General features: G+C 32.4%; 16 protein-coding genes. 12 read left to right on the plus strand and 4 right to left on the minus strand.

The window, feature by feature from the left end:
• The first annotated feature begins 5 nt into the window (after positions 1-5).
• The 8 genes from EM932_RS10755 (at position 6) to EM932_RS10790 (ending at position 12,060) form a co-directional block, all read left to right on the plus strand.
• Positions 6-1,481 carry a RagB/SusD family nutrient uptake outer membrane protein gene (locus EM932_RS10755; protein ID WP_135877192.1) on the plus strand — a complete coding sequence of 492 codons (1,476 nt, stop codon included), beginning with the start codon at positions 6-8 and terminating at the stop codon, positions 1,479-1,481.
• 13 nt (positions 1,482-1,494) lie between these two features.
• Positions 1,495-2,445, plus strand: coding sequence for a hypothetical protein (locus EM932_RS10760; protein WP_135877193.1), 951 nt, complete (start codon positions 1,495-1,497; stop codon positions 2,443-2,445).
• 8 nt (positions 2,446-2,453) lie between these two features.
• A complete protein-coding gene (locus EM932_RS10765; protein ID WP_135877194.1) occupies positions 2,454-3,989 on the plus strand; it encodes a cellulase family glycosylhydrolase in 1,536 nt (511 codons plus the stop codon).
• Between the two features lie 35 nt (positions 3,990-4,024).
• Positions 4,025-5,077, plus strand: a complete 1,053-nt coding sequence (locus tag EM932_RS10770) for a glycoside hydrolase family 130 protein (RefSeq protein ID WP_135877195.1) — start codon at positions 4,025-4,027, stop codon at positions 5,075-5,077.
• Positions 5,070-6,623: a cellulase family glycosylhydrolase gene (locus EM932_RS10775; protein ID WP_135877196.1), complete on the plus strand. Its 1,554-nt coding sequence runs from the start codon at positions 5,070-5,072 to the stop codon at positions 6,621-6,623. Before EM932_RS10770 ends, EM932_RS10775 begins: the two co-directional genes overlap by 8 nt.
• 48 nt (positions 6,624-6,671) lie before the next feature.
• On the plus strand, positions 6,672-8,267 hold the full coding sequence (locus EM932_RS10780; RefSeq protein ID WP_135877197.1) for a sodium:solute symporter: 1,596 nt from the start codon (positions 6,672-6,674) through the stop codon (positions 8,265-8,267).
• Between the two features lie 96 nt (positions 8,268-8,363).
• Positions 8,364-9,341 (plus strand): T9SS type A sorting domain-containing protein, encoded by a 978-nt coding sequence (locus EM932_RS10785; RefSeq protein WP_135877198.1) that lies wholly within the window; start codon positions 8,364-8,366, stop codon positions 9,339-9,341.
• A gap of 217 nt (positions 9,342-9,558) precedes the next feature.
• Complete coding sequence (locus EM932_RS10790) at positions 9,559-12,060, plus strand: beta-mannosidase (protein ID WP_246041023.1); 2,502 nt, start codon at positions 9,559-9,561, stop codon at positions 12,058-12,060.
• A gap of 51 nt (positions 12,061-12,111) precedes the next feature.
• Here the strand turns inward: EM932_RS10790 and EM932_RS10795 are convergent, their stop codons facing one another.
• Positions 12,112-12,834 carry a hypothetical protein gene (locus EM932_RS10795; RefSeq protein WP_135877200.1) on the minus strand — a complete coding sequence of 241 codons (723 nt, stop codon included), beginning with the start codon at positions 12,832-12,834 and terminating at the stop codon, positions 12,112-12,114.
• Positions 12,835-13,206: 372 nt separating this feature from the next.
• Here EM932_RS10795 and EM932_RS20885 point away from each other — a divergent pair, with 372 nt between their 5' ends.
• The 4 genes from EM932_RS20885 to EM932_RS10810 all read left to right on the plus strand — a co-directional run bounded on the left by EM932_RS20885 (position 13,207) and on the right by EM932_RS10810 (position 16,264).
• On the plus strand, positions 13,207-13,359 hold the full coding sequence (locus tag EM932_RS20885; RefSeq protein ID WP_170179773.1) for a hypothetical protein: 153 nt from the start codon (positions 13,207-13,209) through the stop codon (positions 13,357-13,359).
• Positions 13,360-13,400: 41 nt separating this feature from the next.
• Entirely contained in the window at positions 13,401-15,074 is a 1,674-nt protein-coding gene (locus EM932_RS10800; RefSeq protein ID WP_135877201.1) for a tetratricopeptide repeat-containing sensor histidine kinase, read from the plus strand.
• A gap of 9 nt (positions 15,075-15,083) precedes the next feature.
• Complete coding sequence (locus EM932_RS10805) at positions 15,084-15,752, plus strand: response regulator transcription factor (protein WP_135877202.1); 669 nt, start codon at positions 15,084-15,086, stop codon at positions 15,750-15,752.
• Between the two features lie 206 nt (positions 15,753-15,958).
• Positions 15,959-16,264: an HNH endonuclease signature motif containing protein gene (locus EM932_RS10810; protein WP_135877203.1), complete on the plus strand. Its 306-nt coding sequence runs from the start codon at positions 15,959-15,961 to the stop codon at positions 16,262-16,264.
• A gap of 145 nt (positions 16,265-16,409) precedes the next feature.
• On the opposite strand, the gene EM932_RS10815 is transcribed toward EM932_RS10810, so the two are convergent.
• The 3 genes from EM932_RS10815 to EM932_RS10825 all read right to left on the minus strand — a co-directional run bounded on the left by EM932_RS10815 (position 16,410) and on the right by EM932_RS10825 (position 20,697).
• Positions 16,410-18,146 (minus strand): sodium:solute symporter family transporter, encoded by a 1,737-nt coding sequence (locus EM932_RS10815; protein WP_135877204.1) that lies wholly within the window; start codon positions 18,144-18,146, stop codon positions 16,410-16,412.
• A 123-nt stretch (positions 18,147-18,269) separates the two neighbouring features.
• Positions 18,270-19,379 carry a helix-turn-helix domain-containing protein gene (locus EM932_RS10820; RefSeq protein WP_135877205.1) on the minus strand — a complete coding sequence of 370 codons (1,110 nt, stop codon included), beginning with the start codon at positions 19,377-19,379 and terminating at the stop codon, positions 18,270-18,272.
• Positions 19,380-20,355: 976 nt separating this feature from the next.
• On the minus strand, positions 20,356-20,697 hold the full coding sequence (locus EM932_RS10825) for a hypothetical protein (RefSeq protein WP_135877206.1): 342 nt from the start codon (positions 20,695-20,697) through the stop codon (positions 20,356-20,358).
• Positions 20,698-20,716: the final 19 nt, after the last annotated feature.

Here is a 20,716-nt window from a genome sequence, read left to right on the forward strand (position 1 = left end):
TAATTATGAAAAAAATATATATAGTAATATTCGGACTTGTTTTGGCCTCATGCTCTTTGGAGCCAGAACCAACAACTTTCTTGTCAGATTCTAATTTTTATAATACCGCTGAAGAAGCAAACTCGGCCATACTGCATAGTTACCAAACCATGACGCTTTTGGATTATTTAAGGCCTTACATGAATATTCCAACAACAGCCTCAGAAGAAACATTTCCGAAAGAAGGAGAAGGTTTAAATATTGATCAGTTTGATAATTTTAACATCGATGATAGAAATCAGAATTTAGAACAATTCTTCAGACTGTCTTACATTGGTTTAAATAGAGCGAATACAGTTATTGAAAAAACAGAAGAAGTAACTTATGATGCCGATTTAGCGAATAAATATCAAGGAGAAGGTTTGTTTTTAAGGTCTTGGCATCATTTTATGCTAGTTAGATTATTTGGTGAAATACCATTAAAAACAAGTGCTGTAGATGAGCTAAGCGAAGTATTCGGTGCCCAAAATAGCTCGATAGAAACCATTTATAATTCAATAATATCAGATTTAAATAGAGCCATAGACTTACTTCCAATAGAAAAAGTAGGAGGAAGAGCAGATAAGGTAGCAGCCCAGGCATTACTTTCAAAAGTATACATTACTATGGCCTCAGCAAAAAGCACAGGAAGTCCTAGTTACGAATGGGTTTCTGGTGCAGATACTTATTATAATTTAGCGTCACAAACGGCCTCAGAAGTCATTAATAATCAATCTGTTTATACATTCGACCCAGATTTACTTCATATTTATGATGTGTCTACAGCAGACGCTTTTAATGGTCCTGAACATATCTTTTTTATCCCTCAAGATAGAAGTGGACAGGATGAAGGAGAATTTTCTAAACTATCAAAATTCTTTATTCCAGCAAATGCACCTTCATCCTCTTTTCTGCCAGACGGAACAGCAACTCATGGTGGTTTTGGTGTTTATGTTACAGAGCTTCCATTTTTATCGTCGTTTAATTCTAATGACAGAAGAAAAAATGAACTTGTAATTGATGAGTTGTATGATGCAGCAGCAGGTGGGAGTTTGGTATGGACACCATCTGGAGGTGAATCACAGCCTTTTTCCAGAAAATATATCGATCCAAATTATGAAGGAGATAAGACAAGTACACATCCGTATTTATTGAGGTACTCAGACATTCTTTTAATTTATGCAGAAGCAGAAGGCCCAACAGTTGAAGGTTACAATGCTGTTAATCAGATTAGGAATAGAGCTGGTTTGGTAGATTTACAACCAGGATTATCGGCAGCAGATTTTAGAGAAAAAATTATAGAAGAACGTTCTTTTGAATTAGCTTTTGAAGGCCACAGATTATATGATTTGAGGAGAACAAATAAAATACAGTCTGTCCTTACAGGAATTTATGGAAAAACAATCACTAATAGTGCTTATTTTTTCCCAATTCCAGCAATTGAAGGCGAGTTGAATAACTAAAAAAAAGAGAATTATGAAAAATCAAATTTTAAAATTAGTACTTTTTATTTTCGTTGCAGCTTTTGTTGTATCATGTCAAGAAGATCCATTAGAGGATATTATAAGTAACGATAGACAGTTTTTATCTTTTAAAATTGAAGGACAAGTAGGACCATCAATAATAAAGTCTATAGGCGAAGATTCTGGAACGATAGAATTGTTTGCTTTAACAGATAATGTGAATTTAAATAATATCACGCCAATATTTGAAGTGTCTGAAAAAGGGTCAGTTTCTCCACAAGAAGGCGAGGCCGTAAACTTTAATAATAATGATGGCTCATTTACCTATCAAATCGTTTCTGAATCTGGTAAATCAAGAGCATGGACCGTAATAATTAATACATACGATTCTACTTTAGATGGAAATTGGAAAGTAAGTTCATTGATCTACGATTGGCATATAGGGTTAAACAATGATTGGGGATGGGGTGTTTTTGGGCCTTATGATGTAGCAACAAGCTCTTACGATCCTGCAAATTATGCCCCAGAAGTACTCGCAAAAGATTTTCCAAATGTAGCTTTTGAAGAAGATAATACTTTAGAGTTTCGGACGCTTTTAATTAATGAAAATGGTAACCCAGAGGGCGCTTTTTCTTTTGGAGCTGGTGCAGATAATACCTTTTCTTCCTTTGTCTTAGATCCAGATCATAAAGGGAATGTAAGAGACTATTCAGATAGGTACAGACAAATGCCAGAAGGAAATGGTGTTTGGGAATATAACGAACTAGGAAAAGTAATCACACTTTGGGAAGGTAATAAAAATGGTCCCAGCGTAAAAGGTGATGTAACAGTAGATGCACAAGGTAATATTACCATAGCTTTTAATATTTGGGAAGATGCCTTTACATGGGATCATTGGGATGCAGAATCACACATACAAAACGCCTATACCATTTATTACAATTTTGAAGAAGATAACCTATAATTAGAAAAATGAAAAAAGAATATTTTAAGCCCCGTTTTAGATTTAGTTTACTAATTCTAGTAATAATATTTTGTGCAATAAGTGCTTTTAGCTGTGATGATGATCATGACGTTAAAATTGAAGAAAAATCAAACGATTTGGTTGTTAAAACCAGAGAAGTATTAGTAGAATCTTATATAGGTAATGGCGTACAATGGGATCCATATCCACAAGCATATCGTTACTGGAACCAACCAATACAAGATGCAGATTGGAACAAGATGTATGCGCGTCTGGATTATATGAAGCCAAGTTTTATACGTGTTGTATTTGGATCTTATGACAAATATGCTATATCTAGTGCAGATAGTTATGACCCAACAGCATTGTATGAGGGATTGGGTAAGATTTTACAATACTGTCAAGACAATGATATTACTGTTATGCTAGGAGATTGGGGGTATAATCAAGTTGATTCTAATCAAGATATAATTTTTGAAAACAGAATCGATAATGCTGTTAATTATTTGGACTATCTGGTAAATACACAAGGGTTTACATGCATTAAATATTATACGACAATCAATGAACCTAATTTAAGTGGATCTGCAGCTAATGGTAATTATAACGTTTGGAAAAATGCAACTGCTTACTTCTATGATAAAATGGTTGAAGCTGGATTAGACACTCAGGTAAAGTTAGCAGGACCAGATATTGCTATTTTTAATGATAATGATGTGTCTTGGATTACAGATACAGAGTCCGATTTAGGCAATAAAATAGACTTATACGATGTTCATACCTATCCATCAAGAGGCGCTTTGTTTAGTGGAGAGTTTGAAGAATTACTAAATGTATATAAATCTCGAGTACCAGCAGGAAAACAAATTGTAATTGGAGAATTTGGTTTTAAATATGAGACAGGATCCTCAAGAATGGATGTGGAATTAAGCAATGAGAATTTGAATAACATCAATTCAGACCCATTCATTGGAACTGACTCCAACACCTTAGTAGATCAATATATACATGGTGTAGACTTAGTTGGATTAAATATGAAAATCATAAATTCTGGATTTGCAGGAGCCATTAATTGGAATTTAGATGATGCCATGCATAGTAGCTCGACTTCTGGTCAAGATTTAAAAGTTTGGGGATACTGGAATGTATTGGGAGAAGAACTATTAGGGAACTCCGAAAAAGAAACTCTAAGACCTCATTTCTACTCTTTCTCTCTCATTTCAAGATATATGCAAAAAGAATCTAAAGTGTATAAAGTAGAAGTTCCGGAATTAGTAGGATTAGATGCTATTGCAGTAGAAAAAGATGGAAAATATATGATTGCTATTAACAACATGAGTAATAACGAATACAATATAAACTTCTCGTTAGATAACGGTAATGAATTATCGGGATTAAAAAAGTTCATATATAAAGAAGTTAACAGGTTAGTTGATGCTGATGGTTTCCCTTTACCAGAGGAAGAGAACCTATCTATTGGAAAAGGAAATATCATTAATATTAAGCCGGAAACACTTACTGTATACACAAACTTTGATTTTTAAATTAAAAAATTAAAGCCTAGCAACTAGAATAATCAATGAATAATACAAAAGATAAAGTAAAGACCATTCGTTTAAAAAAGTACGAAAACAACCCTATTTTAAGTCCTAACTCTCAAAGCGAATGGGAAAACTTAGTAGTTTGTAATCCAGGAGTATGGTACGAGAACGGTAAATTTTCTATGCTATATAGAGCCGCTGGAAATGATGAAGAACATTTAATTAGATTTGGATTGGCTGAAAGTGTAGATGGCATAAATTTTACAAGAGTGTCAAACAAACCCGTATTTTCTCCTAGCATAGATGGACCAGATATGGGAGGTGTAGAAGATGCCCGAATAGTAAAGTTTGGAGATGATTTTTATATCACCTATGCTTACAGGCCATTTCCACCTGGACAATATTGGAAATTTGAACATGATGTTATTATGTTGCCAGAATCTGGAGAAGACGCCCCTTTGGTATACAAGAATAACATAGCAAATTCTGGCTTGGCTATTTCAAGAGATCTTAGAACTTTTAAACGATTAGGAAGAATTACGTCTTCTAATTTAGATGATAGAGATGTGATTCTATTTCCAGAAAAGATACATGGAAAATTTGCCATGCTTCACAGACCAAAAGAATGGGTGGGAGAAAAGTATGGTACAAATCATCCTGCAATCTGGATTCGTTTTTCTGATGATCTAATGGTATGGGAAACACCAAGTACTTTATTACTAGCAGGAAGAGAAGATTCATGGGAGGTGAAAATAGGAGGAAGTACGCCGCCCTTAAAAACTAAAGATGGTTGGTTGATTATTTACCATGGCGTAGAAAATGGCGGCTTAGGTTATTATAGAGTGGGTGCTGCATTATTAGATATTAATGACCCAACAAAGGTTATTGGGCGTATTAAAGACTGGATCATGGAACCGGAACATGACTATGAAATCAATGGATATTATAATGGCTGTGTATTTCCAACAGGAAATGTTATTATAGAAGATACGCTATATGTATACTATGGTGGTGCAGATAAGTATGTTGGTCTGGCAACATGTAGTGTTCATGAACTGCTAGGCCAATTAAAAAATAGTTTAAATGCCTAAAGCTTTAGTTAGTTTCATACTATTGATTATTTTGTTTAGTTGTAAGGAAGCAGGTACGATTGATAAAAGATATAAGCTTAAGTTTAAGAAATCTAATATCATCGACCTGCCATTTATTGGTCATGGAGTGCAGTGGTCTGCATACCCCCATGCCGATTCGTATGAAGCAGAATGGGGCTTTTTAATGACAGATGAAAAATGGAACGAATTATACAAACGACTAGACTTTGTGAATCCACACATAATACGTGTTATGGATGTTTCAACTTGGCGTTATTACAAAGGATTAGATGTAAATAATCAACCCATTTTGGATTTCAATACGCAAGAGGTTAAAAGTTTATATAAAGTTTTAGACTATTGCCAAAAAAATGACATTACAGTTCTTTTTGGAGAATGGGGAGCACCAGGGCTTTGGAAAACAGATAAAAATCCAAACAATATTAATAGAGCAGATGATGTTCGTTGGATTGAAATGATTACTAAATATCTTGAACATCTAATTGTTGAAAAAGGATACACCTGTATCAAGTATTATAATTTAGTTAACGAACCTAATGGCTATTGGGCATCCACAAATGGAGACTGGGAACAATGGAAGGCAGGTTATCAGTTGCTAAATAATACTTTAAAATCTAAAGGATTAGATAAATACGTAACCTTGGCAGGGCCAGATGCAGTAACACAATGGAATCATCCAACACATCCCAAAAAAGCCGAGGATTGGGTATATTCAACAATAAATGATCTGGATAGTATAACAGCTCTATACGATTTTCATATTTATGCAGATCAAGAGTTAATTAGAACAGGGAATTTTCAAACCTACTTAACACCATTTACGACCGAAGTCAAAAAGACAAAAAAACCATTAATTCTTGGTGAGTTAGGAATGAAATATAGCGGTGATCTTAAGGAAGAAAACCTTAAGAAAGGAAAAGCCGATCCTTTTGCAGGTCCCGACGATTCCAGTATGTTTGTTTACGACTATTTTTACGGGGTCGATATGGCAGATGCAGCCATACAGAGCATGCTTGCTGGAGTAGGAGGGGCTGTTGCATGGGATCTAGATGATGCTATGCATACTGTAGGAGATTTAGGTGAGAAAAGCCAATTAAAAAAATGGGGTATGTGGAATATTTTAGCCGAAGAATTTGGAGACCTTGAGGTAGATAAAACACCGAGACCTTGGTCTTACTCATGGACCTTACTTTGTAATTTATTTCCTCCCAATGCTAAGTTATACAAGCCTGAATTTTCGATAAAAAATGATAGTATTCGTGCTATTGCCTCAGTTACAAATAAAAATGTAACGCTTGCAGTAGTTAATCAATCAAAAACATACAAAACATTTAATATTGAAACTGAAGGATTGATAAAAAAACGGAATCTCTATGTGTATGAATATATAGATGGTAAAAGAGCATTAAATGCTGATGGTTTTCCGGTGCCTTCAAAATCTTTTGAATATAATGAAAATGAGGTTGCAAATATTACTGTTCAGCCAAAAAGTGTTGTGTTTTTAAGTTCTATCTTACTCAACTAGTAATCACTACATTTTAGCATATAATTTAATATAGATGAAATCATCATTATGGAATATAATTTAGGACTAGTAGATAATATTATACTCATTGTTTATTTTATTTTTATAGTATGGTTTGGTATTAAATATTCAAAAAAAGGGAGTGATTCCACTGATAACTACTTTTTAGCAGGAAGAAAAATGACATGGCCAATTATTGGTTTTTCATTATTTGCTGCAAGTATTTCAAGTACCACTTTAATTGGTAAAAGTGGTGATGCCTATTCTACAGGTATTGCTGTTTTTAATTACGATTTAATTTCGGTGTTGGTCATGGTATTTTTTGCGATGTTCTTCCTGCCGTTTTATATTAAATCCGGAATTTTTACGATACCGGAATTTTTGGAAAAACGTTTTGATAAACGCTCCAGATATTATTTTTCATTCATAACCCTTTTAGGTTCCACGTTTCTAGATGCTGCTGGAGCATTATATGCTGCGTCATTATTAATGAAACTTGTATTCCCATCACTATCAATAGTAGAATTATCTGTGATTTTTGCCATTATAGTGGCGGCTTATACAATTCCTGGAGGGTTGTCTGCCGCTATTCGTGTGGATTTGATTCAAGGGGTGTTATTACTTTTTGGTACACTTATATTAACATTTTTAGCCATGAATAATGGCGGGTTAGATTATTTAAAAAGTTTACTTCTAGAAGGCGATACTATGATGAAGCTAATAAGGCCATTGGATGATAGTTCGGTACCATGGTTAGGTATGATTGTAGGGATTCCTATTTTAGGCTTTTACTTTTGGGGAAATAACCAAATGTTGGTGCAACGCGTACTCACAGCAAAATCTGTTGATCATGGTAGAAAAGGAATTTTAATGGTCGGTTTTTTAACCGTATTAATCCTTTTTATTATCATATTTCCAGCAGTTATAGGTAAACATTTATTTCCAGGTTTACCAAAAAATGACATGGTATACCCTAAACTAGTTATTGAGCTTATGCCAATAGGCTTACTAGGCTTGATGCTAGCTGCAATGATTGCAGCATTAACCTCTACATTAAGTGCCTTGCTTAATTCTGTTGCGACTTTATTTACTATGGATTTTTATACCAAGTTTAAAAAGGATACCTCACAAAAAGAACAGGTGTATGTTGGTAAAGTTGTTTCTATGATTGTTTTAGTATTGGCGGTTGCATGGGTTCCTTTTGTATCTAAATTTGATTCCTTATTAAAATATTATCAAGAGATGCTTACTTATATTGCACCTCCGGTAGTGGCTGTATTTATGCTGGGTGTTTTTTGGAAACGTATTAATAAACATGGCGCCTTTTGGGGCTTAATAGGTGGAGCTATAGCAGCTTTTTTAACAGTGCTGCTAAAATATACATTTGATTATGAGTTATTGGGAGAGATTCATTTTTTACTTAAAGTACCAGTATATTTTATTATAAGTTGTGTTATTATAATTACAGTAAGTCTATTATCCCCTCCAGATGATGAAGATGATATAAAGGACTATGTTTGGTCTAAAAAAATCTATCACGAAGAAACACAAGAATTGGTAGGCGTTCCTTTTTATAAAAATTTTAGATTTTGGTCCCTTGTGCTTATAGCATTTTGTTTTGTGGTGATGTACCTATATCAATAAATTCATAAAACAGGTAGTTTTCAGCAGTATTTAGTCGTTTTTGCCTTACATAGAGAGTTAATTTTACGAAGAACATTAACCTTTAAAAATTTAAATATGATTTGTAAAATTACTCAAAGGAATTCTATTAAGATTTCTTCATTTCTTTCAAGTCTTTTAATACTTGTATTTTTTTTGTCAACAAGTATGATTAATGCACAAGAACCTGGTGCTCCAACAGGGCTCGCTTATACAGATGGTACGCCAAATCAATTTGCCTTAACCTGGGATGCTAATGCATTAGCAACGGGAGGATTCAATATAGGTATAGTTGGTGCAGATGGTTCAGATATTTGGATTGAATGGGGTTATACAACAGGAACATCTTATGTGTTTTCAGGAACCTATGGGGCTGGTGGATCCGCAGAAATCACAATAACAGATGGGCAAACTTATAAAGTGAAACTGCAAGCACAACCAGATACCGATTTTAACGCTTATTCTGATCTTGATGTAACAGTAAATGGAACACCTTCTATGGATCCTAATGCACCAACAGGCTTAGCTACTACGGCTATTTTGTCAAATCAATTTACTTTAACATGGGATGCTGATCCGTTAGCAACGGGAGGATTCAATATAGGTATAGTTGGTGCAGATGGTTCAGATATTTGGATTGAATGGAATTATAAAGGAGGAACATCTTATCTCTTTTCAGGAACCTACGGATCAGGTACACCTGCAGAAATCACAATTGCAGATGGAGGAACTTATACAGTAAAATTACAAGCGCAACCTGATTCTAATTTTAATGCGTATGCAGAAACAACAACAGGAACACTTTCAGCAAATGATATTAATGAGGTGAATTTTAATGTATCCCCAAATCCTGTAGCCAATGTTGTTAATATTCAAGCCAATGCTAATACTTTAAATGAGATATCAAAAGTTTCTATATATTCTTTAATGGGTCAATTAGTTAAAGAATCAAATACAGTTAAAATCGAAGTAGAAGATTTAAGCTCTGGCATATATATGCTATCTGTTCAAGATGAAAATGGAAATACCACAACTAAAAAATTTGTTAAAAATTAATATAGAGATTAGTATTTACAAATTAAAAGCACTGCTTCTGTTAAAGGAAGTGGTGTTTTTTTATAAAACCATATGTACTTAATATGTTGCTTTTTCGAATTTATACTTAAGATGAGTTCAGTATTTAATAGTTATGTTTTACAATCCTTTTAAATATCTTTTAGTTTTTTTATGCTTATTAGCTTGTTGTCAAAATAAGCCAAATCAATATATACAAGTGATAGATGAACATTGGACTTTTAAAGATGTTAAAGGTGTGGGATGGCTTCCGGCAACCGTACCAGGCTCAGTACATACAGATTTAATAAACAATAAAATTATTGAAGATCCATTTTATCGTATAAATGAAGATACGTTACAATGGATTGATAAAAAAGACTGGGAGTACAGAAAAACGTTTACCGTTCCTAAGGATGTTTTAAAGAAAGAACAAATTCAGCTTCATTTTGAAGGATTAGATACGTACGCAAATGTTTATTTGAATGACTCACTTGTTTTAAAAGCTGATAATATGTTTTTAGGTTGGCAAGTGCCATGTAAACCTTTGTTAAAGGAAGGTGTAAACGTATTGCGAATTGTTTTAGAATCACCAGTTAAAGTTGGATTAAAAAAAAGAAAAAGATTGGGGTATGAGTTGCCTAATGCAGTCAATGATCAGTCTGAAAAAGGCGGATTAGGTAAAAAACAAGTCGCTGTATTTTCAAGAAAACCAGGATACCATTTTGGTTGGGATTGGGGACCAAGATTAGTAACTAGCGGCATATGGAAAAAGATTAAAGTAGTAGCTTGGGATAAAGCGAAGCTTACAGATGTTTTTATCAATCAAAAGAAATTAAGTGAAACGGAAGCCAGTTTAATTGCCGAAATTGAAATTAAAGCCAGTAAAGATTTTGATGCCACAATCGAAATTTCAATTGATTCAACAAGAAAAATAAATAAAGAGGTTACCTTAAAAAAAGGAATAAATAACTTAAAAATACCTATAACGATTCATAAGCCAGAATTGTGGTGGACAAATGGCTTAGGCAATCAAAAATTATATAAAATAACAACTATTTTAAAAGAGAATAATGCGATAATAGATACTGTATCAAAAACGATAGGTCTACGTACTATTAAAGTTATACAGGAAAAAGATGATGTAGGAAAGAGTTTTTACTTTGAGCTAAATGGCGTACCCGTTTTTATGAAAGGAGCTAACTACATCCCTCAAGATGTGTTTTTAAATAGAGTTTCTAAAGAAGATTACGAGCGTATTATTAAAGCAGCAGTAGAGTCTAATTTTAATATGATTCGCGTTTGGGGAGGCGGCATCTATGAAAAAGATATTTTTTACGATTTATGCGATAGATATGGGATGCTAGTTTGGCAAGATTTTATGTTTGCATGTGCCATGTATCCAGGAAATGATGCGTTTTTAGATAATGTAAAAAAAGAAGCAGCATATAATGTGAAACGCTTACGTCAACACCCTAGTATTGCATTGTGGTGTGGGGATAATGAGATTTTAACAGCTTGGAATAATTGGGGTTGGATAGATCAGGTAACCGAAAGTCAGGGAGAAGCTGTAAAAGATAGCGTATGGAAAGCTTATGAAGCTGTATTTCATGATATTTTACCAAATACCATAAAAAAATATGATCGTGATAGACTTTATTGGTCATCATCACCAAGTTCTGGTTTTGGAACCTTAGATAGTTTAACAGCTGGAGATTATCATTATTGGAAAGTATGGTCTAATAAAGAACCGTTTTCTAAATATAACGAAGTTATCCCTAGATTTATGTCTGAATATGGTTTTCAATCTTTTCCAGAATTTGAAAGTGTAAAAAAATACACCGAAGAACAAGATTGGGACATCTATTCTGAGGTCATGAAATCGCATCAACGTTCATCAGTTGGTAATGAGAATATTGAATATTATATGCTTAAAAGCTATAATAAGCCTAAAGATTTTGAGTCTTTTTTATACGTTGGACAGTTACTTCAAGCTAAAGGAATTACAACAGCCATTGAAGCACATAGACGGAACATGCCTTATTGTATGGGCTCGCTATATTGGCAACTTAATGATTGCTGGCCTGCTGCTTCCTGGTCGAGTATAGATTATTATGGGAATTGGAAAGCCTTACAATATAGCGTAAAAGAAGCTTTTAAGCCCATTTCGGTGGTACCGTTTCAGAAAGATGATAGTATAGAGATATATGTGGTTTCAGATGCATTAAAGAATCAAAATGCCATTTTAAGACTCAAGGTCTTAGATTTTAATGGAGAAACTTTATTCAAAGAAGAGCAAATAATTTCAGTTAAATCAAATTCAAGTGCATTGTATTTTTCTAAAGATGTTTTTGATATTCTCGAGAAGAAACTTTTAGCAAAATCTCTAATTCATGTGGAGTTAATAGGAGAGGGAAATATAGAAATTGATGATAAAGTCTTTTATTTTAAAGAGCCCAAAGACTTAAAATTAACCAAGCCAAATATAAATTTTGATTGTACTAAAAAAGATATTAATACTTTTGAAGTCACTTTAAATAGTAATGTTTTGGCTAAAAATATATTTTTAAAAAGCAATGTAAAAGGTCGCTTTTCTCAAAACTTTATGGATGTTTTGCCTTCTAAAAATTATAAAATTTCATTTCATTCAGAAGGAAAAGATATTACAATTGATGCATTTAAAAATAGTCTAAAAATAACTTCGTTGTTTGATTCTTTTTAAAATACGAAAAAAGGTAACTTCTAATCGTTCCATAAGCTTTTTTTAAGTGTATTATTCTTTAGAGCTGATTTTAATAAAGCTACAGGGTTTTATTTCAGACTGAATAATGGTTTTGGTTATAGAATTCGTATATACGCCTTCAAATATTGGATGTTTACTATCACTTATAAAAAAATCAATGTTATTATTGAGTCTGGTATAATGAACAATTGATTTTTCATTTTTATAGAAGATATAGTCTTTACAAGTGCATGGCTTCTTAAATTCTCTTAACACGATCTCTTCTAATTTATTTTCATTAACTACTTCAGAACATCGTACCTTTTTATAATGATCATTAACCCATATCATGCAGTCCTTTTTGTAATATTTCGAAATAAATAATACTAGCATTATTATTAAAGGCAAGCAGGTGAATAAACCTATCTTTTTTATTTTAATCAGTTTGTTATTAATACTTATAATTTCTTTTCTTAGTTCATTCTTTACTATTTCGTATTCACGATTCTGCTGGAATTTCCTGTAATTTTCATGACCTAAATATTGGCTTAGAATATTTAGATTATGTTCGCTTGGAGTTCTTCGTTCGCTTTTTTTATCTAAAATATAACCATCGTAATATCTGGTGAGAGTTCTTTCTGTAATTTTTTCATTTAATACGTCTTCAAGATATCTTGAAATTCCATAAGCCTTCGTTTTTTTAGATGCTTTTATGGCTTTTACAAATACCAATTCAATTAATTCCTGAATTAATTCGTCTTTTCCTAGTTCCACTATTATGTTCTTTTAAGGGTTTAATGTATTGTAGGTTAGTGCTTTAATTAAATTTGGTTTCTGTGTCAAAAAGATGTCAAAAAGTTGACAATAGCGTGTCAACAATTGTTTTTAATAACCTCACGTAATTCGCTTCAGAATTCGGTTCAAGTTATATCGCGCTAACATAATGAATGTGTAAAACTGAATTGTGCGGAAAACCGTAAAGTGGTAAACGAATGGTTGCATTGGGAAGTAATTATTTGTTATCACTATACATTCTCCACTTCCCAAAACAACAAAAATTAATAACCCAAAAGGGGTTGCTGTTGCTGTAAACAAAGTTATCTGAGTAAAAGCTCGGACAGGGATCTCTTTGCAAAATTTCAAATTATGAAAACCATTTTATATGTATTTGTATTTCTTTTAATTGGAGCTAATTTTTTATCGTGTACACCTCAAAACACGATTGAAGCAGATGCACAGAAAATAAATCCACAAGAATGTTGTGGGGACGGAGGGAATATTCCTCCGCCAACATCGTAAAAACTGATTGCTGAATAAAAATTAGTTATTACATTAGGGGAATGAAATATACCATATTATCATTCCTCTTTTTTTTTGTTGTTAAAAACGGGTTTGGAGCTAAGGTTATTAATAGTAGGCAATTAGATAGTTTGAGCTATTATAGTCATATGGCTAATAATCCTACAACAGATTCAAGTCTTATAAAAGCTTATGCTTTTTACGAGCGAAAAAAAAATGAAAGTATTGAATCAAACGATACAGGATCTACAATTCGTCATTTAAGACAAATAGCTATTATACAGAATGAGTTAGGAGATTATTTTGGAGCCGAAATATCAGTTGTCGAGGCATTAAAACTGCTGGAGACTATAAAGGATTCTAAGAATGTTATAAATAATAAGATTGGTTTGTATAATCAGTTAGGGCGAATTTATTTGGCTTTGTTAGATTATGAAGAGGCTATTAGGTACTTTGATGAAGGGTTAAAGATCGCTAAACTTAAAGATTACATTAATATTATTCAGAATAACAAGGCGTTGGTATATATTCGACAGCATAGATATGAATTGGCCGAAAATGAATTTTTAAAAGTCTATAAGAATAGTCTTTTACAAGATGACAAAAAACAACTATCAAGAGCTTTAGATAATTTAGGCTTTGTTCAATCAAAACTAAATAAACCAGAAGGGTTAGAAAAATTAATGTCAGCCTTGAAGCAGAGAATAGCTATAAAAGATAATGCAGGAATCTATTCAAGTTATAAGCATTTGGCTGAAATTTATGAAGACCGAGGGGATTTAGAAAAAGTTACTTATTACGCTCATAAAGGATATGAAGTAGCAAAAACAATTAATAGCCCATCATTTATAAAAGATGCTTTGTCAGGTCTTATAAATTTAAATCAAGACAACAATATTGCTGAATACGTAAAGATTCTAGATAGTATAACTTTAGCAAAGCAAGTACAAGAGAATAAGTATGCTAAAATGAAGTACGATTATACCGAAAAGGAGAAATTGGCAAAAGAGAATGAGCTAGCCAGAGAAAAGGAAAAAGGTTTAAAAATCCTCTATTTGTTTATAGCAGGTTTTATTTTATTGATATCAATATTCTTGTTCTTCATTTTAAGATCTAGACATAAAAAAGAGAATATCAAGAAAGTGTATAGAGCAGAAACACGTATGTCTAAAAAAGTCCATGATGAGGTTGCAAATGATGTGTCAAGTCTCATGAGTTTTGTTGAAAATGATTTGGAAATTAAGGCAGATAAAAAGATAGAATTGTTAGATGTTTTGGAAGATATTTATTTGCGCACACGAGATATATCGACTCAAACAGCTAGTATTGATTTAATTAATTTCACTGAAAGTCTTGAATATTTGCTAATTCAGCATAAGCGAAAAGGAACAAAAATTATTACGAATAAAATAAGTACTATTAATTGGTCCAAAGTTCCCGATCATAAAAAAATGGCCGTTTTTAGAAGTATTCAAGAGTTATTAGTTAATATGAAAAAGCATAGCCAAGCTAGAGTGGTGAGTTTAGTGTTTAAAGAAGATCGTCGTAAAAAGGAGATTATCTATTCAGATGATGGGGTTGGTGTTTCAATAAAAGATGTTAAATTAAATGGACTACTAAATGTGGAATCCCGCATTAATAATATAGGGGGAAGTTTTAATTTTATAACTTCAAAAGGAAATGGCTTTAAGGCTGTATTAAAGTTTAATAGTTAATATGTCACTATGTTTCAAAAGGTTTTAATTGCAGAAGATCAGAATACAATTCATAAAGGTCTTGAGAATATACTTAAGGAGTTAAATATTAAAGAAGTAGATACAGTGCAATATTGTGATGATGCACTCTTGAAAATTAAAGCGTCTTTAAATACAGAAAGCCCGATTGAGCTTTTAATAACAGATTTATCTTTTAAGGAAGGTCATCGAGATAGAACATTAACATCGGGGCAAGAATTAATACAAGCAGTCATGGATGTACAGCCTGAGTTAAAGATTATTGTATTTTCAGTAGAGCATCGTATTGGCAAAATAAAAAATTTAATAGAGGTTTCTAAAGTAGATGCTTATGTTGAGAAAGGACGAGAAGAATCAAGAGAGATGATAAAAGCAGTCCGAGCAGTGTTAAAAGACGAAATTTATTACTCGCATAATCTAGCTCAATTAATTCGAAGTGCTGATGATATCTCCCAAACAGATATATATGATGAATTACTTTTGCAATTATTGGCAAAGGGATTAAAAAGAAACCAAATTGCTTCATATTTTAAAGAAAAAGATTTACCTGCACGTAGTTTAAGAAGTATTGAAAAACGTATTAATAAGCTTAAAATTCTTTTTGATGCCAATACGTCCGAACAATTGGTGGCAATTGCTATAGATAGAGGCTTGATTTAAATTATTCAAAAATATTTAATGTAATTGCGGTTTTCCGTATAAAACTATTGTTTAATAATAATAGTTTTGAAACGCTATTAATAATTATCATAAGCGAAAATAACTATTAGCATGGGTTAGAGCGTGCGTTTCGTTATCATGCTTGGGGGTTGATTGATTTTAGAAGTGTTTTAGGTTTACATATGATTAATTTTTAAGAATAAAATATGGAAAGAAAACCAAACACGGATAAAGTTGGTAAAAAGTGGAGTGAATTTCAAAAAGTGGCTGTTTGGAAAAAAGGAAAAGTCATTTCTGGGATAGATGCAGATATTTGTAGAAATGACGAATTAGGAAAAAGAATAAAATGGGGACATCACGGTAATAGAGAATCTTCCTATGGGTGGGAAATTGACCATATAAACCCCGTATCAAATGGTGGGGCTGACAATATTGATAATTTACAGCCTCTTCATTGGAAAAATAATACTGAAAAAGCAGATAAACTAGACTGGATAGAAGTTCTTAAATGAAATAAGATAGTTACTATTCATGTTTCAAGGAAAGCACCTGTCTGTAAGGTATCGCGAACATAATTTTTAAGACATTTCAACACTTTTTTTTTTGTTAAATGTAGGTAATAACTTTAAATTCTATGTGTATTTAGTGTTCCTATTTCTACCACAAAAAACCATAGATGGCGGAAAGAATAATAAGAATTATGTACGCTATCATATTAAAAGATTTTTCAGTTTTAAAAATTTGAGGGCCAAGTACAATGGCTTTTCTGTTATTGGTTTTATTAGAAAAAACAAAATACAGACAAACAACATTCATAAATAAAAGTAATGTACCAACCCAGGGGGGAAGAATAATATCATTAGTAAATATTCTAAGAACAAATGGGATGGAGGTTAGTAACATCGTACCGAGAATAACCAATGCAGATTTCGAATCTATTTTTTTGTCTACAGAATAAGGTTTATCAAGATAAGATAAAGAAACTATTAGCGTGGATAATACAACAAACGAAATAGTCATACGGTAGAAAAAAGGTAAATCAGTCATCAAAAATAACCCTATGGACAAAGGGACACATAATAGTGCAACCCATAGTGCTGCTTTCGCACTGGTTCGTTTCCAAAACATGCCAAATATAATAGCAACAAAAGCACCAGGACTTATAAAGCCTGTAAACTCTTGAATGAATTGGAAGGCTTGATCAAGTTCTAGCATACTCAAAAGAGGAGCGGCCAACATGCCAACTAATAGAGCTGCGGCAGCTGTTATTTTTCCAACCTTAACCAGATGTTTTTCAGAAGCCTTTTTATTAAATATTGGTTTATACAAATCTAGTGTAGTTATGGTGGACACGCTATTAACCAACGAACTAATAGAGCTGCCAATAGCAGCTACTAAAGCGGCAAAAACCAATCCTTTTACGCCTATTGGGACTAACTGACTAAGCACCCATGGAAACGCTTCGTCTGGTTTTCCTATATCTGCATGTAATGCATAAGCAGTCATTCCTGGTATAACAGCTATTATGGGTATTAAAATTTTTAATAAAGCAGCAGAAGCAACCCCTTTTTGAGCTTCCTTTATGTTTTTTGCAGCCAATGCTCGTTGAATAATAAATTGATTTCCGCCCCAATAATATAAGTTAGTAATCCACATACCTCCAACTAAAACACTAATTCCGGGAACGCTACTAAAATGTTCGTGGCTTTTATCTAAAATCATATCAAACCTCTCTGGAGCAAATTTGTATAAATTGGAAAGACCATCAAATATGTTTCCATGCCCCAGCGTATAAAGAGCTGCTCCTGCTGCAAATAATCCGCCTATTAATAAGACAACAGCTTGTATAACATCTGTCCATACAACAGCTTTTAGACCTCCAAAAATTGAAAAAGATGCCGAGTATATAACCAGACCAAGGACTCCAATTAAGATAGGAAGTCCCGTTAAGTTTTCAATAGCCAAACCACCTAGATAAAAAATGGAAGATATATTAACAAAAACGTAAAGGATGATTAGAATAAAACTAAAACAAATACGCACACGATTATCAAATCTGTTTTTTAGAAATTGAGGGATAGAATAAATCTTTTTCTCAAGAAAAACAGGAAGAAGATATTTTGCAACTAAAATTAAAGTTAAAGCAGACATGAGCTCGTAACCACCAATGGCTAAACCAATAGCATAGCCAGACCCATTTGTTCCTAAGATTTGCTCAGCTGAAATATTGGATGCGATAAGAGAGCCTCCAACAATCCACCATGGCAAAGACTTACTCGCTAAAAAATAATCTGAGGCATTTTTGTATTTAGCACGAGACATCCATAGTCCATAGCCTATGATTCCAAATAAATAAACAAATAAAACAATAAGGTCTAGGTTCGATAAAAACATGATTTACTAATTAGGTTAGACCCAAAAGTATAGAGGACTAATCTTAATGAGGGAATAAAAAGGTTAACAGTGGTACTGTTTAGTGAAATAAATGTTCGTTTTAGCTTAGCCGTACGTATTGATTTATAGAAAGATACTTTTTTTGTACTCAGAAGGAGTCTGTCCTGTGCTTTTTTTGAAAGCAGTATTAAAAGTAGTTTTAGAGTTAAAGCCAGCTTCCATAGCTATAGCTATTAATTTATAACCTTTATGTTTTTCAGAATTCATCAACCTTTTAACTTCATTAACTCTATAGCTATTTATAAAATCGTAATAATTGGTTTGAAACTGTTTTGCTAAAACTTCAGACACATTATTTTCAGAAGTTGAAACCTCCTTGCTTAAATCTTTTAGTTGTAATTTTCTGTTTTTATATAACTGCTTTTCTTCCATTGTAGAAAGTATTTTCTCTTCAATGTTTTTAAGTCGTTCAAAATCTAACTCATATAATTTGTTGTAGGTAACTGTTTTGCTGCTTTTTCTTTTTGCTGAATCGATACCAATAATTTTTTGATACGCAATTATTAGTCCTCCGGTAGTAACAATGGTTAAGTATAGGTTGTTGGGAGCGGATAAAATATTTTGGGGATATAAATATAAATCCTGAACAATTTGCATGACAGACAAAGATGTTATGATACCAAGCAGAATAAATAAGTAATAAATATCCTTGTTTGGCTTGATAGATTGTCTTTTTATAACAGAAAAACTTAATGTCAAGCCTACAATTTGAATGATAGTTATAAATATTTTTATAATCCAATATTCTATATAAGCAAAAGAGTTTTCAGTAAGGAAATAAAGATCTCTCAAAGTTAAGTCTCCTAATAAAATGTAATACGATTTTATGAAAAAATAAGAAAACATCATGCCAGAGAGTAAGAGTAATAATTGGAATACTTTCTTATGAAAAAGCGCTTTTTTATTATGAGAGATTAAGGTTAATTTATAAAATGAAATAGGCGTAAATACAGACCAGGGAAGGTAAGCTAGTGTGAAATTTGGGGAATAAAAAAACAGATTAAATAAACCAACATAATTAAATAAATCTAACACTATAGATAATACAAATGTACTATACCATAGGGTTGGTTTTTTGTGAGAATAGGAGAGTAGTAAAATATATAGAAGGAATAGATTCAGTAATCCAAAAATATGATAGTGCTTTAATATTTCTGATAAGATAGGAGGCATTCTAAATAATCTATATATAAATTAAAGTGTTGAATTTAACATAATTATTTAATTTGGAAAAGAATCATGAGCTTGAGTTTAATATATTAGAAATTAACTTTGTTATTGTCCGGTCTAGAGTAATAAAATGTTTTTTAAGACAAGTTTAATGAAAGAATAATATCGGATTTGATAGAAAAAGTATTTAAATTGAAACTATGAAATAGTTAATTTAACCTTCGATTAATTGATTAAACATAAGTGCTAATAAGGCTTGTTTTGTAAATTTTTGTTCTTTAAATAAAAGCCGAAATAATTCTTTTTACGAATATTTTTTACAAAAATAGATGTATTGACACATATTAAATTGCCTTTTATAATCAATTAATGATACTATTTTTAATTCAAATAAATAGAAGGGTAGATTGGGAGTTTCTTAAACAATGCGAGTTCGACATATTAAAAACTGACAGTCAGTTGTTTAACTGTTTTAATAAAGAAACTATGTCATTTCGAATGCTACGGAGGGTAAAATATATTTTACTTGAACGTATATAGCGTAGCTATTGAAGAGGAATCCCATCCTTATGAGATTTCTCGAAAGTTTATCTTGAGTACTTCGACTACGCTCAGCATAAACTAAAGTCGAAAGGCTCATATTTCACTCTGTCAGAAATGACAAACACTTGAAAATCATTGATTTAATATTATTTTTATAAAAAAATTAAATAGAAACTGACGTTAAATAAGCAAACATTAAGAAGGTTAAATCTTTATAAAACACGCTTAATACAGGCATTAAAATCCCCTCTAAAGTCACTAGGGGGTCGCTTTTTTATTTTTTAAAAATACGATTAAAGTTTGCTATATTGTTAAACCCACATTTATTGGTAGTAGAGAAGAATAATGATCGTTTAAAGTTGTTGAAATTAAATAAACGTATATAAATAAAAAAGACCGCCATATAGCAGTCTTTTTTTAAAGAATATCGTTGGTATTAGTGACCAGCTTCTTTCTTTACTTCTTCAACTTTGCTTTTTGCAGCATCTACTGCTTCTCCAGCAGCTTTTGCAGCACCTTCTACTGCTTCTCCGGCAGCATCAGCAGCGCTTTCTACAGCTTCAGTAGCACTTTCTACAGCCGCGTCAGCAGCTTCTCCTGCGACATCAGCAGCAGCCTCTACAGCCTCTCCGGCAGCGTCAGCAGCGTCTTCTGCAGCATCAGCAGCAGCTTCTACAGCCGCATCAGCAGCGTCTTCAGCTTTTTTAGTATCTCTACAAGAAGTAAAAGATAAACTTAGTACAAGTAATAAAGCAGTACTTAATAATAATTTTTTCATTGTTCTTTGTTTTAGTGTT

Source organism: Flavivirga rizhaonensis (assembly GCF_004791695.1).
GTDB lineage: Bacteria > Bacteroidota > Bacteroidia > Flavobacteriales > Flavobacteriaceae > Flavivirga > Flavivirga rizhaonensis.